Source organism: Actibacterium sp. (assembly GCF_041584535.1).
Classification (GTDB): domain Bacteria; phylum Pseudomonadota; class Alphaproteobacteria; order Rhodobacterales; family Rhodobacteraceae; genus Actibacterium_D.
In genome coordinates this window covers 1-12,971 of sequence record NZ_JBFHDW010000039.1, presented here as the reverse complement: position 1 = coordinate 12,971, position 12,971 = coordinate 1, and the positions used below count along the sequence as shown (strand labels likewise).

The window sequence follows — 12,971 nt, the reverse complement described above, 5'->3', positions numbered from 1 at the left end:
TGTTCCCCGAGGATCTGAAGCGCCCGGAATACGAGGAAGGCGTCAGTTGCCACCAGTGCATCGACGAACATGACGACGCCCGCAAGGAACGGTTCCGCGAGCGCCAGCGCCAGATCACTCTGGCCAAGGCGCGGGGCGAACGTCACATCGGCGCGGTTCTGATCAAAGACTAAAGCCGGCGAACCCGCGATTCAGCACCACCGCCCCGGTCGCTGATCTGGCGCGAAAAGCGACGCCGTTCGGCTGGGTCCACAAATCGACCGTCAGCGCATCCCCTGCAAAAACCGGGGCCGAGAACCGCGCCTCAAGCTGGGTCATCTGGCCACCCACATGACCGGCAATCACCCGCGCCACTTGGCCCAGCGTGCACAGCCCATGCAGCAAGGGCCGATCAAAGCCTGCGGCGCGGGCGACCTTGGGATTGACGTGCAGCGGATTGCGGTCTCCGGTCAGGCGATACAGCACCGCCGCGTTTTCCGGCAGGGTCAGCGACAGGGTTGCATCGGGCGCGCGGTCCGGCAGGGCCGGGCGCGACGGCGGTGACGGGTCCGAGGCGGACAAGCCGCCATCGCCACGACAGAACACGCTTTGCGTGGTGCGCGCGATCAGGGTGCCGCTGGCATCGGTCAGGTCATTTTCCGAGACGATGATCGCGCCCTTGCTGGGGCCTTTGTCGCAGACATGAGTGACGCGCGCCTGCCCGAACAGTTCGCCTTCGGGCGGCAAGGGCGCGAACAGATCAAGCCGCTGTTCGCTATGCACCGCCTGCCCGAAATCAATGCCGGTCGCCGGGTCCGCCACCCAAGTGCCGGGCGTCGCCAGCACCAGCGCCAGCGTTGGAAAAGCGGTCAGGCGGTCCTCCCAGACATAATCCAGATCGTCCGCGCCAAAGCCGATGGCAAGGTTGTAAAGGATCGTATCGTCGCGCGAGTAGCGATGCGTCAGGCGGGGAAAGGTCCAGGATTTGATCGTGTCGTAATCCATGCCCAGCCCCGCCGTGACAATTTAAAAGTCCAGATTGGCCACGTTCAGTGCGTTTTGCTGGATGAATTCGCGGCGCGGTTCAACGATATCGCCCATCAGCTTGGTAAAGATATCGTCTGCTTCCGCCAGATCCTCGACCCGGACCTGCAACAGGGTGCGGGCATCGGGGTCCAGCGTGGTTTCCCACAGCTGTTCGGGGTTCATTTCGCCCAGACCTTTATAGCGCTGCAACGACAGACCTTTTTCGCCCTCGGTCAGGATCGCACCAAGCAGGTCGATGGGCCCGTGAATCAGCTGTTCGCGTTCTTTGCGCATCAGCTTGGCCGGGTCGGCGTAATAGGGCCGGGTCGGCATCGACACATCGGACAGCCGCCGTGCCTCGCCCGAGCGCAGAACCGCACCATCCAGCGAGCGAATTTCCTCGACCCCGCGCAGAACCCGCGCCAGACGAATGCCGTGATCCTGGGTGATGCGCCCGGTCCAGCCGCGCTCATATTCGGCAGCGACCATATCCAGACGCTTGGCCACGGTGTCGGCGACGCGTTGCAGATCGTCATCGGCGCGGCCAGCATCAAAGGCGCCAGCCAGCGCCGCCTGTTCCAGAATGTGGCGCGGATAATGGGTCGGGAAGGCCTCAAGCACCTGCCGGAAATGCCGCGCCCCATCGACGACGCGCATCAGGTCGGCCCCGGCGATCTCTTCGCCATTGGCAAGCCGCAGAACCGCGCCTTCGATGCCTTGCTGGATCAGATATTCATCCAGCGCCGCCTGATCCTTGAGATAAACCTCGGACTTGCCGCGCGCGACCTTATAAAGCGGCGGCTGCGCGATATAGAGATACCCGCCCTCGATCAGTTCAGGCATCTGCCGGAAGAAGAAGGTCAGCAACAGCGTGCGGATATGCGCACCGTCGACGTCGGCGTCGGTCATAATGACGATCTTGTGGTAACGCAATTTCGAGATGTTGAATTCATCGCGCCCGATACCGGTGCCCAGCGCCATCACAAGGTTGCCGATTTCCTGACTGGCCAGCATCCGGTCGAACCGCGCCCGTTCCACGTTCAGGATTTTCCCGCGCAGCGGCAGAATGGCCTGCGTGCGCCGGTCGCGCCCGGTCTGGGCCGAGCCCCCTGCCGAGTCACCTTCGACGAGGAACAGTTCGGATTCCGCCGGGTCCTTGGTCGAGCAATCCTTCAGCTTGCCCGCCAGAAAGTTCACATCCAGCGCCGATTTGCGCCGGGTCAGCTCGCGCGCCTTGCGGGCGGCTTCGCGGGCCAAAGCGGCCTCGATGATCTTGCCGACGATCTGCTTGGCCTGCGCCGGGTTTTCTTCGAACCATTCGGCCAGCTTTTCATTCACCAGACCTTCGACCGCCGGGCGGACTTCGGAGCTGACCAGCTTGTCCTTGGTCTGGCTGCTGAATTTCGGATCGGGCACTTTGACGGACAGAACACAAGTCAGCCCCTCGCGCGCATCGTCGCCGGTAAAGTTGACCTTTTCCTTCTTCGCGATGCCGCTGGATTGCGCATAATTGTTGATCGTGCGCGTCAGCGCGCCGCGGAAACCGGCCATATGGGTGCCGCCATCGCGCTGCGGGATGTTGTTGGTAAAGGGCAGAACCGTCTCGTGATAGCTGTCGTTCCACCACATCGCCACTTCGACGCCGATGCCGTCACGCTCGCCGGTCATGAAGATCGGGTCGGTCATCACGGCGGTCTTGTGGCGGTCCAGATAGCGGACGAATTCCTGCACGCCGCCCTCGTAGAACAGCTCGGATTTCAGCGATTCGGCCGGGCGTTCGTCTTCGAGAATGATCCGCACGCCCGAATTCAGAAACGCCAGTTCGCGCAGGCGATGTTCAAGGATTTTAAAGCTGTAATCCAAGTTCGAGAACGTGGTCGTCGAGGCAAGGAACCGCACCTCGGTGCCCTTTTCGCCATTGGCATCCCCGACCACCCGCAGCGATTCCGCGGTCTCGCCACGTTCGAACCGGGCGAAATGCTCTTTGCCCTCACGCCAGACCCGCAGTTCCAGCCAATCGGACAGCGCGTTCACAACCGACACGCCAACGCCATGCAGGCCGCCCGAGACCTTGTATGAGTTGCTGTCGAATTTCCCGCCTGCGTGCAGCTGAGTCATGATGACCTCGGCGGCGGAAACGCCTTCTTCCCCGTGCATGCCCACCGGAATGCCACGGCCATTGTCGCGCACTGAAACGCTGTTATCGGCGTGGATTTTGACGGTCACATAGTCGGCATGACCGGCCAGTGCCTCGTCAATGCCGTTGTCGACGACCTCATACACCATATGGTGCAGACCCGACCCATCATCGGTATCCCCGATATACATGCCGGGGCGCTTGCGGACCGCCTCTAAGCCTCTGAGAACCTTGATGGAATCTGCGCCGTATTCTTCGGGCGCTTGCGCATTATCGGACATGAAGCCCTTCCTTCGTATTTTTGTAATTTTATACGAGGTTTAGGGGGGAATGTCACGTCTCACACACAAGATTTGGTGGTTTGCGCGGCTTTTCCCGTGAGCCTCCCGGCGGGGTTGCAGGTCGCCCTATTCAGACGCCCCAATCGTCAGCGAACCATCGGCGTTCAGCGGCCAGAACGGGTTGTGCGCCAGCTCCCAAACATGGCCGTCCGGGTCGGCGTAATAGCCGGAATAGCCGCCCCAGAATACCTTTTCCGGCGCCTTCAGCGCAGTCGCCCCCGCCGCGATAGCCTGTCCAAAGGCGGCGTCGACCTCGGCCTCGGTGGCAAAGTTCTGCGCCAACGTCATCGCGCCCGTGCCCAAGGCCGCCCCCGCGCGGCCCTGATCCTTGGCCAGATCGTCGCGACCAAACAGGCCCAGAACCATGCCGTTGATCTGATAGAACACGACGCCCGGCTGTTCCTGATCCGGGGTCCAGCCCAGCGCGGCATAAAACGCCTGCGCACGCGCCAGATTATCAACGCCAAGGGTTATCAGGGTCACACGTTGCGGAGTCATGGGGCGGTCCTTGGTTCGACGCGGCTGATGCCGTCAGCCTCGGTCACGCTGAAATACTGCGCCCGGTCGCCCAGATCGGCAAACAGTTCCGGCCCGGTGCCGGTCATAAAGGCCTGCGCCCCCAGCGCGCAAATCTCGTCATACAGCGCCGCCCGGCGGCCCGCGTCCAGATGTGCGGCGACCTCGTCCAGCAGCAGAATCGGCGGCGCGCCGAAATCCTGCGCCAAGGCCCGCGCATTGGCCAATATCAGCGAGATCAACAGCGCTTTCTGTTCCCCGGTCGAGCATTGCGCCGCCGGCACCGCCTTGGCGCTATAGATCGCCGCCAGATCGGCGCGGTGCGGACCGGTCAGGGTGCGGCCAGCGGCCAGATCGCGGGCGCGCCCGTCAGCCAGCGCCTGTTTCAACGCCGCCTCGCCTTCGGGTGCATCGGCGTCAGGCATGGTGATCGCAAGTTCAGCGCTGGGAAAGGCGGTTTCGGCCCCGTCTTGTGCGGCGGCCAGCCGGTCAAGAACCTGAGACCGATTGCGCTGGATCACCGCGCCCGCCTGCGCCATCTGCGCCTCAAGCGCGCCATACCAGCCGCTATCGCGCACCTGATCCTTCAACAGCCGATTGCGTTCGCGCATCGCCTTTTCATAGGTCAGCACCGCGTCGGCATGGCCAGGTTCAAAGCTGAGAACCATGCGGTCCAGAAACCGGCGGCGGCCTTCGGCGCCCTCGATCCACAGCCGGTCCATTGACGGCACCAGCCATTGCATCCGCGCGATGCGGCCCAGCGCCACCTGAGGCGCGGATTTGCCGTCGATGGTGACGCTGCGCGGGCCTCCAGCCTGACTGCGGGTGTCGATTTCATGAATCTGGTGCAGGCTGGTCAGAACCGCGCCAACGCGCCAGCCCAGCGCCTCGGGCTTGCGGGCGATGTCCTCGGCCGCCGCCCGGCGCAGACCGCGCCCCGGCGACAGCATTGAAATCGCCTCAAGAATGTTGGTCTTGCCCGCGCCATTGGGACCAAAGATCGCCACCGGCCGGCCATCCAGTTCCAGCCGCACCGCGACATGCGACCGGAAATGCGACAGGGTCAGATCCGTAAGGCAAAGCCGGGTCATGCGCACATATCGCTTTAAAAAGGGCGCTGGTCGCCGGGATCAGCGCAAAAGCCGGTCAGCCCGATGCGCGCGTCAAACGCGCATCGGCATGACGACATAGACGGCGCTGGTGTCATTACCTTCGCGCATCAGCGTCGGATCCCCGGCCGAGTTGAACAGGAACACCGCGTTCTCGCGATCGACCTGGCTGGCGATTTCCAGCAGGTATTTGGCGTTGAACCCGATCTCCAGCCGTTCATCATCATAGGCGACGGCCAGTTCTTCCTCGGCGGCACCGGCATCGGGGGCGTTGACCGACAGGATCAGCCGGTCTTCGTCCAGCGACAGCTTGACCGCCCGCGAGCGTTCCGAGCTAACCGTGGCCACACGATCGACCGCTTTGGCGAATTCGGCGGCGTCGACTTCCAGCTTGCGGGTGTTTCCTTGCGGAATCACGCGGGTGTAGTCGGGGAAAGTGCCGTCGATGACCTTGGAGGTCAGGGTGATGTCGGGGGTGGCAAAGCGCACCTTGGTTTCCGACACCGACACCGCGATGGTGACATCGTCGTCATCCAGCAGCTTGCGCATCTCGCCCACGGTTTTGCGCGGCACGATCACGCCGGGCATGGTTTCGGCGCCAGCCGGCAGATCGGCGTCGATCCGGGCCAGACGGTGACCATCGGTCGCCACGCAGCGCAGTTTCTTGCCGCCATCGCCTTCGGCCACATGCATATAAACGCCGTTCAGGTAATAGCGGGTCTCTTCGGTCGAAATGGCGAATTTCGATTTGTCGAACAAGCGGCGCAGCACCGGGGCCGGGGCCGAGAAATTCGAGCTGTATTCCGAATTGGCCATCACCGGGAAATCTTCGCGCGGCAGCGTCGCCAGCGAAAAGTTCGAGCGCCCGGCCTCGACCGTCAGGCGACCGGTCGCGCCGTCATCGGTCAACGTGACCAAGGCGCCATCCGGCAGTTTGCGGACAATTTCATGCAGGGTCACGGCCGAAACCGTGGTTGCGCCTGCGCGTTGAACCTGTGCCAGCGCCTTGTCGACGACCTCGATATCAAGGTCGGTCGCGCGAAAGCTGACCGTTTCGCCTTCGGCCTCGATCAGGACGTTGGCAAGGATCGGAATGGTGTTGCGGCGTTCGACAACCGACTGAGCCTGACCGACAGCTTTCAACAGCGTGCCGCGTTCGATGCTGAATTTCATTCCCTCGCTCCTCATATGCCGGGAGGGGAAACCTACCGGTTTCACCCTACGGCTCAAGCATTTTTTCAACTTTCGGTATGTTTGTGGGGGGCGTCAAGGCATGACGCCCCCTGAATCGGCGCTTAGGCCTCAAGCATACGGCGCAGAAGCTCAAGATCTTCGGCGATCTGGTTGTCGCGGGCGCGCAGTTCTTCGATCCGTTTGACGGCATGCATGACCGTGGTGTGATCGCGACCGCCAAAGCGACGCCCGATATCGGGCAGGCTGCGCGCGGTCAGTTGCTTGGCCAGATACATGGCGATCTGGCGCGGACGCGCGATCTGGCGCACCCGCTTGGGGCCGACAAGATCGGACAGGCGAACATTGAAATGCTCGCCCACGCGGCGCTGAATTTCCTCGACCGTGACCTTGCGATCCGAGGCCCGCAGAACGTCGGCCAGACAATCCTGAGTCAGGTCCAGCGTGATTTCGCGCCCGACCAGCGACGAAAAGGCGAACAGCCGGGTCAGCGCACCTTCGAGAACGCGCACGTTGGTCGAGATGCGGTGGGCCAGAAATTCAAGCACACCGTCCGCCAGCTTCACACCGGGATATTGGGTGCGATACTGGTCGACCTTTTGCTGCAACACGCCAAGGCGCAGTTCATAATCGGTCGGATGCAGATCGACGATCAGGCCGCATTGCAGGCGCGATTTGATCCGGTCCTCAAGATCCTTGATCTCGCCGGGGGCACGGTCCGCTGAAATGATGATCTGTTTGTTCTGATCGACCAGCGCGTTGAAGGTGTGAAAGAACTCTTCCTGCGTGCTGTCCTTGCCGGCGATGAATTGAACGTCATCCACCATCAGCACATCGACCGAGCGGAACAGTTCCTTAAAGCCCATCATGTCGCGTTCGCGCAGGGCCTGCACAAAGCGATACATGAATTGTTCAGCCGACAGATAGACCACCCGCAACTCGGGCGACCGCTGGCGCAACTCATGCGCGATGGCGTGCATCAGGTGGGTTTTGCCCAGACCGACGCCGCCATAAAGAAACAGCGGGTTAAAGGTGACCGGGCCACCCTCGGCCACGCGGCGGGCGGCGGCATGGGCCAGCGCATTGGGCTTGCCGACGACGAAGCTGTCAAAGGTGAACCGGGCATCGACCGGCGCGCCAAGGCTTTCCGAGGCAGCGGCAGCGGCAGCAGCCGGTTTGGTGTCGACATTGGCCTGCACCGGGGCGACGCGGGTCGCCACCACGAATTCCAGACGCTCGACCGAGGCACCGTTCCGCGCCATCAGCCGTTTGATATCGTCGCCGAAATGACGCGACACCCATTCCCCCGCAAATCGGGTCGGCGCCGAGATTTGCGCCACACCTTCTTTTAAATTATTGAATTCAAGAGGCTTAATCCAGGTAACAAAGTTATTTTCACCAATAACCCCCTGAATGTCCCTGCAAACTGCGCCCCATTTATCGTTTGTCATTTGTGCTTTCGCTCCAACAGCAGCCATCCCCAAGAAGGCAGTCCGCTGTGCTTACGGACGCCCTCACGACTGACATTGCCATTGGGTAAAGAAATCGCTCCGCCCGGCCAGGCCCGGTCGGCGATTGCCCGCGCAAAACGCGGCAAACCAAAGCAGCACGGGGCTAAACGACAGGCACGCAAGCTGGCAGCAGCGCTATCCTTTGTTTTCCCCGCATCAACTCGGTCTGTATGGACATGCCGGGTGCAGACACTGCAGAGCCCTCTCTACAGCACCATCCCTGACCGCACCGATCATTACGGGCCCCACCCCGCAACGTCCGGCTGATCGCGGCGCTCCGTTCACCCCTATTCCGGCGTTCGTTCAAAACCAGAATATGGAGAAATCGGAAACTTGCTTACGCCATGTCCCCCCAAGACGATGTGAATCGCAAGACCGAAGCTAGCCCGCCAGTCGCGTCGCCCGCAACCGAACTTCACGCTTGACGGTGCGGTTTCTCAGAACGAATCTAAAAAGCCGTTTTACCACCGGTGAAATGGGGGAATTTTTGCAACAGTCCCGAAAAATGAAAAAGGACGCGGCCCTTTGGGCGGCGTCCTTGATCAGTGTTCGTGCGGTGCAGCGACTCAGGCGGTCAGGGCCTTAACGCGAGCAGCCAGACGCGAGATTTTACGCGACACGGTGTTCTTGTGCAGAATGCCTTTGGTCACGCCGCGCATCAGTTCAGGCTGGGCGTCGCGCAGGGCGGCAGCAGCAGCGGTCTGATCGCCCGAAGCAATCGCTTCTTCGACTTTGCGCAGGTAGGTCCGGATGCGCGAACGGCGGGCTTTGTTGACGGTGGTGCGACGGTCGGCTTGACGGGCGCGTTTTTTAGCTTGAGGCGAATTAGCCATGTATCAGGTCCCACTTTCCGGGTCAGTTGAATTTCAAAAGCGCAAAAGCCCCGGACCGGGTCTAGAACCGGCTGATTCTGGCCAGAGCGGGCCTCACGCGCATATAGCGGCGGCATATACGAGAGTTTGCGCCGCTTGAAAACCCAAAAAAGGCTGCCCTTGCGGACAGCCTGTGGATCGGGCCGCTGTTCGGGCGGTGTTATTTGTCGCGGAACTGGGCCACGCGTTTTTCCAGAAAGGCACTCATGCCCTCTTTCTGGTCCTCAGTCGAGAACAGCGCATGGAAGGTCCGGCGTTCGAACAACATGCCTTCGCGCAGGGTGGTTTCATACGACCGGTTGACGGCCTCCTTGACCACCATGACCGAGATCGCGGATTTCTCGGCGATCTTCTGGGCGACGGCCAAGGCCTCGTCCAGTAGCTTTTTCACCGGCACCACGCGGCTGACCAGCCCCGAGCGCTCGGCCTCGTCGGCATCCATGAAACGGCCGGTCAGGTTCATGTCCATAGCCTTGGACTTGCCGACGAACCGGGTCAGGCGCTGGGTGCCGCCGATGGCGGCGACGACGCCCAGATTGATTTCGGGCTGGCCGAACTTGGCGTTATCCGCAGCGATGATAAAGTCACAGGCCATGGCCAATTCACAGCCACCGCCCAGTGCATAGCCCGCCACGGCCGCAATGATCGGCTTGCGGCAGGCCATGAAGGCTTCCATTTGCGGGGTGAAGTAATCTTCGCTGTAAATCTCGACAAAGCTTTTCTCGGACATCTCCTTGATGTCGGCACCAGCGGCAAACGCCTTGTCCGAGCCGGTCAGGACGATGCAGCGCACTTTGTCATTGCGGCCCATTTCGGTCACGCAGTCGGCCAGATCGGTCAACATTTGCGAATTCAGGGCGTTCAGGGCATCGGGGCGGTTAAGCCGGATCAGGCCGACATGGTCTTCGATTTCGACGATCAGCGTTTTATAGGCCATGCGCAGGGCGACTCCGTTAGCTGTTTTGAGTCGGAATCCTTAGCACCCTGAGACGACGGTTCAAGCTATCTTTGACAGGTCGGGCAATAGAAGCTGGATCGCCCCGACTGCACGATTCGCCCGATTATTCCATCGCATCCGGGGGTTGGGCAGGGTTCGCCCTCGCGGTCATAGGCCCGGAATTCATGCTGAAAATATCCCAATTCGCCGTCGGTCTGGCGGTGATCGCGCAGGGACGAGCCCCCGGCGTCGATCGCTTCGGTCAGCACCTCGCGGATTGCGGGCACCAAACTGGCCACCCGCGTCGACGTCACGTCACGCGCTTTACGCAGGGGGGAAATGCCGGTGCGGTGCAGAACCTCGCAAACATAAATGTTGCCCAGACCGGCGATGATCTTCTGATCCAGCAGCGCCGATTTGATCGGCATGGCGCGGCCTTTCAGGCGGTCGATCAGATAGTCTTCGTCAAAGCTGTTGCCCAAGGGTTCGGGGCCGAGGCTGGACAAAAGCGGGTGCTGCGCGACCCGATCGGTCGGCGTCAGGTCCATCGCGCCAAAGCGGCGGGCATCGTTAAAGGTGATCCGCGCACCGTTCTCCATGTCCAGCACCACATGGTCGTGCTTTTCCGGTGCCGGGTGGTCATGGTGAAACTGGCCCAGCGGATCGCCCGACACCAGCATTCGCCCGGACATGCCCAGATGGATGATCAGAGTCTCGCCGGTATCGAGATCGGCCAGAATATATTTCGACCGCCGCCCCAGTCGTTCCACCCGTGCCCCGGTCAGGCGTTCGGCCATGCGCGGCGGAAACGGCCAGCGCAGATCGGGGCGGTTGACCTGCGCGCGGGTGATGCGCTGCCCTTCCATGCTGGGGGCAAGGCCACGGCGCACGGTTTCGACCTCGGGCAATTCAGGCATGTTGCGCGTCCTCGCATTGTAACGTCCGGCAGGCGCTCTATAAGGAGGGGGAGAAATCAGCGACGGCAAGGCCCATGAACGACAAAACCACCCATTTCGGTTTCCAGACCGTTCCCGAAGATCAAAAGGCCGGGATGGTGCACGGCGTGTTCACCAATGTGGCATCAAAATATGACGTGATGAATGATGCCATGTCGATGGGCATTCACCGGGTCTGGAAAGACGCGATGATGGATTGGCTGGCGCCGCGTCCGGGGCAAAAGCTGTTGGATGTGGCGGGCGGCACCGGGGACGTCTCGTTCCGGTTCCTCAAGCGCGCACCGGGCGCCAGCGCCACGGTGCTGGACATGACGGAATCGATGCTGGTCGCAGGCCGCCAACGCGCCGAAGCCGAGCAGATGGCGAACAGCCTGTCCTGGGTCACCGGCGATGCGATGGCGCTGCCGTTCCCGGACAACATGTTCGACGTCTACACAATCAGCTTCGGCATCCGGAACGTCACCCGCATTCCCGACGCCCTGTCCGAAGCTTATCGCGTCCTGCGCCCCGGCGGCCGCCTGATGGTTCTGGAATTCAGCCAGATCCCCAATCCGGCGATGCAATGGGCCTATGACCGCTATTCCTTCAACGTGATCCCGGCGATGGGCCAGCTGATCGCCAATGACCGCGACAGTTATCAGTATCTGGTCGAATCGATCCGCAAGTTCCCCGATCAGGACACCTTTGCCCGCATGATCCGCGACGCCGGGTTCGGGCAGGTGAAATACCGCAATCTCAGCCTTGGGATCGCGGCGCTGCATTCGGGATGGAAACTGTAACATGCGCGGACCTCACAATATCTGGCGCCTGATCCGCACTGGCGCCACGATGGAGCGCACCGGCGCCATGCGCGTGGTGCTGGAAGCAATGGAAGCCCCCCGCGCCTTGCGCATCGTCGTGCGCGTTGTGGCGTGGCCGGTGCAATGGCTGGGCTATAAGGGCGACCCGAAACTGCCGCCCGCAACCCGCGCCCTGACCGCGCTGGGACCGGCCTATATCAAATTCGGGCAGATCCTTTCGACCCGCCCGGATGTGGTGGGCGACGATCTGGCGCAGCAATTGCGCGTGTTGCAGGACAAGCTGCCGCCGTTCCCGGTCGCAGTCGCCAAACGTATGGTCAGCGACGAGTTGGGCCAGTCGGTCGATACGTTGTTCTCGGAATTTTCGGAACCGGTTGCCGCCGCCTCGATCGCGCAGGTGCACCGCGCCCGGATCGCTGCCACCGGCCAAGAGGTCGCGGTCAAGGTGCTGCGCCCGCGGATCGAAAAGGCCTTCCAGACCGATATCGACGCCTTCTATTTCGCCGCTGATTTCATCGAGACCCTGTCCCCGGCCTCGCGCCGGTTGCGCCCGCGCGATGTCGTCGCGCATTTCGAAGGCGTGGTGATGGGCGAATTGGACCTGCGGCTGGAATCGGCCTCGGCTTCGGAGTTCGAGACCAACACCAAAGGGGATGCCGGTTTCGTTGTGCCCAGCGTGCGCTGGCACCTGTCCAGCCGCCGGGTGATGACGATGGACTGGGCCGAGGGCGTGCCGCTGGGCGATAATGACGCGCTGGACGCCGCCGGGCATGACCGCCGCGTCATCGGCGAGCGGGTGCTGCAACTGTTCCTCAGCCACGCGCTGCGCGATGGCTATTTCCACGCCGACATGCACCAGGGCAACCTGAAGGTCGGCGCGAATGGCGATATCCTGTGCTATGATTTCGGCATCATGGGGCGGATCGACGAATACACCCGCCGCGTCTATGCCGAGATCCTGTTTGGGTTTATCCGCCGCGATTACCGCCGCGTTGCCGAGGTGCATTTCGAAGCCGGTTACGTGCCCGCCGACCGCGATATCGACGAATTCGCCCGCGCCCTGCGCGCCGTGGGCGAGCCGATCTTCGGCATGGATGCTTCGCATATCTCGATGGGACGGCTGCTGAGCTATCTCTTTGAGGTCACTGAACAATTCGGCATGGAAACCCGGACCGAGCTGATCCTGCTGCAACGCACCATGGTCGTGGTCGAAGGCGTGGCCCGGTCGCTTAGCCCGCATCTGAACATCTGGGATGTCGCGCATCCGATCGTCGAGGATTACGTCCGCAGCAATATCGGCCCGCGCGCCTTTGCCCGCGATCTGGCGAAGACCGCGCTGGTTCTGGCGCGGTTCGGCCCCAAGCTGCCGCTGCTGGCCGAGGCCATTCTGGTGCGCCAATCCACCGAGGACACGCCGCCCCCGGCCAATACATCCGTCGCCCGACCGCTGGGCTGGGTCGTGCTGGGTGCCGGTCTGATGGCGGCGGGGCTTTATCTGGGCGGTCTGATCTAACCCGGCTGGCGCAACGCGGTTACCGCGCTGGTCGATACCTCGGCCCCGCCTTCCAGCACGACCATGGTCGCGCCGTTTTCGAT

Annotated in this window: 11 protein-coding genes; 2 read left to right on the top strand and 9 right to left on the bottom strand. The window is 62.1% G+C overall.

The genetic code is table 11. The features are described from left to right. Positions 1-162 precede the first annotated feature (162 nt). From ABYW26_RS03425 to mutM, 9 genes are all read right to left on the bottom strand, one after another. On the bottom strand, positions 163-984 hold the full coding sequence (locus ABYW26_RS03425) for a MaoC/PaaZ C-terminal domain-containing protein (RefSeq protein ID WP_372603385.1): 822 nt from the start codon (positions 982-984) through the stop codon (positions 163-165). A 21-nt stretch (positions 985-1,005) separates the two neighbouring features. Continuing rightward, the gene (gene gyrB, locus ABYW26_RS03420; RefSeq protein WP_372603384.1) at positions 1,006-3,423 is read right to left on the bottom strand and encodes a DNA topoisomerase (ATP-hydrolyzing) subunit B; all 2,418 of its coding nucleotides are present in this window, start codon (positions 3,421-3,423) and stop codon (positions 1,006-1,008) included. A gap of 126 nt (positions 3,424-3,549) precedes the next feature. Continuing rightward, the gene (locus ABYW26_RS03415) at positions 3,550-3,981 is read right to left on the bottom strand and encodes a VOC family protein (protein ID WP_372603383.1); all 432 of its coding nucleotides are present in this window, start codon (positions 3,979-3,981) and stop codon (positions 3,550-3,552) included. Continuing rightward, positions 3,978-5,090, bottom strand: a complete 1,113-nt coding sequence (gene recF, locus ABYW26_RS03410; protein WP_372603382.1) for a DNA replication/repair protein RecF — start codon at positions 5,088-5,090, stop codon at positions 3,978-3,980. The genes ABYW26_RS03415 and recF overlap by 4 nt, the downstream gene beginning before the upstream one ends. 72 nt (positions 5,091-5,162) lie before the next feature. Beyond that, positions 5,163-6,281 carry a DNA polymerase III subunit beta gene (gene dnaN, locus ABYW26_RS03405; protein WP_372603381.1) on the bottom strand — a complete coding sequence of 373 codons (1,119 nt, stop codon included), beginning with the start codon at positions 6,279-6,281 and terminating at the stop codon, positions 5,163-5,165. Between the two features lie 122 nt (positions 6,282-6,403). Continuing rightward, positions 6,404-7,750 (bottom strand): chromosomal replication initiator protein DnaA, encoded by a 1,347-nt coding sequence (gene dnaA / locus ABYW26_RS03400; RefSeq protein ID WP_372603380.1) that lies wholly within the window; start codon positions 7,748-7,750, stop codon positions 6,404-6,406. Positions 7,751-8,376: 626 nt separating this feature from the next. After that, positions 8,377-8,643, bottom strand: a complete 267-nt coding sequence (gene rpsT / locus ABYW26_RS03395; protein ID WP_372603379.1) for a 30S ribosomal protein S20 — start codon at positions 8,641-8,643, stop codon at positions 8,377-8,379. 199 nt (positions 8,644-8,842) lie between these two features. After that, positions 8,843-9,619: an enoyl-CoA hydratase gene (locus ABYW26_RS03390; protein WP_372603377.1), complete on the bottom strand. Its 777-nt coding sequence runs from the start codon at positions 9,617-9,619 to the stop codon at positions 8,843-8,845. Between the two features lie 65 nt (positions 9,620-9,684). Continuing rightward, positions 9,685-10,536: a bifunctional DNA-formamidopyrimidine glycosylase/DNA-(apurinic or apyrimidinic site) lyase gene (mutM, locus tag ABYW26_RS03385; RefSeq protein ID WP_372603376.1), complete on the bottom strand. Its 852-nt coding sequence runs from the start codon at positions 10,534-10,536 to the stop codon at positions 9,685-9,687. Between the two features lie 74 nt (positions 10,537-10,610). Here mutM and ubiE point away from each other — a divergent pair, with 74 nt between their 5' ends. Together ubiE and ubiB are read left to right on the top strand one after the other, a co-directional pair. Further along, positions 10,611-11,354: a bifunctional demethylmenaquinone methyltransferase/2-methoxy-6-polyprenyl-1,4-benzoquinol methylase UbiE gene (ubiE, locus tag ABYW26_RS03380; RefSeq protein WP_372603374.1), complete on the top strand. Its 744-nt coding sequence runs from the start codon at positions 10,611-10,613 to the stop codon at positions 11,352-11,354. 1 nt (position 11,355) lies between these two features. Beyond that, positions 11,356-12,888, top strand: coding sequence for a 2-polyprenylphenol 6-hydroxylase (gene ubiB / locus ABYW26_RS03375; protein WP_372603373.1), 1,533 nt, complete (start codon positions 11,356-11,358; stop codon positions 12,886-12,888). The last annotated feature ends 83 nt before the right edge of the window (positions 12,889-12,971 follow it).

Coding starts and splice junctions, on each gene's coding strand:
- rpsT (WP_372603379.1), bottom strand. CDS start 8,643: ATGGCTAATTCGCCTCAAGCTAAAAAACGCGCCCGTCAAGCCGACCGT.
- ubiB (WP_372603373.1), top strand. CDS start 11,356: ATGCGCGGACCTCACAATATCTGGCGCCTGATCCGCACTGGCGCCACG.
- gyrB (WP_372603384.1), bottom strand. CDS start 3,423: ATGTCCGATAATGCGCAAGCGCCCGAAGAATACGGCGCAGATTCCATC.
- ABYW26_RS03415 (WP_372603383.1), bottom strand. CDS start 3,981: ATGACTCCGCAACGTGTGACCCTGATAACCCTTGGCGTTGATAATCTG.
- dnaN (WP_372603381.1), bottom strand. CDS start 6,281: ATGAAATTCAGCATCGAACGCGGCACGCTGTTGAAAGCTGTCGGTCAG.
- ubiE (WP_372603374.1), top strand. CDS start 10,611: ATGAACGACAAAACCACCCATTTCGGTTTCCAGACCGTTCCCGAAGAT.
- dnaA (WP_372603380.1), bottom strand. CDS start 7,750: ATGACAAACGATAAATGGGGCGCAGTTTGCAGGGACATTCAGGGGGTT.
- ABYW26_RS03390 (WP_372603377.1), bottom strand. CDS start 9,619: ATGGCCTATAAAACGCTGATCGTCGAAATCGAAGACCATGTCGGCCTG.
- mutM (WP_372603376.1), bottom strand. CDS start 10,536: ATGCCTGAATTGCCCGAGGTCGAAACCGTGCGCCGTGGCCTTGCCCCC.
- recF (WP_372603382.1), bottom strand. CDS start 5,090: ATGACCCGGCTTTGCCTTACGGATCTGACCCTGTCGCATTTCCGGTCG.
- ABYW26_RS03425 (WP_372603385.1), bottom strand. CDS start 984: ATGGATTACGACACGATCAAATCCTGGACCTTTCCCCGCCTGACGCAT.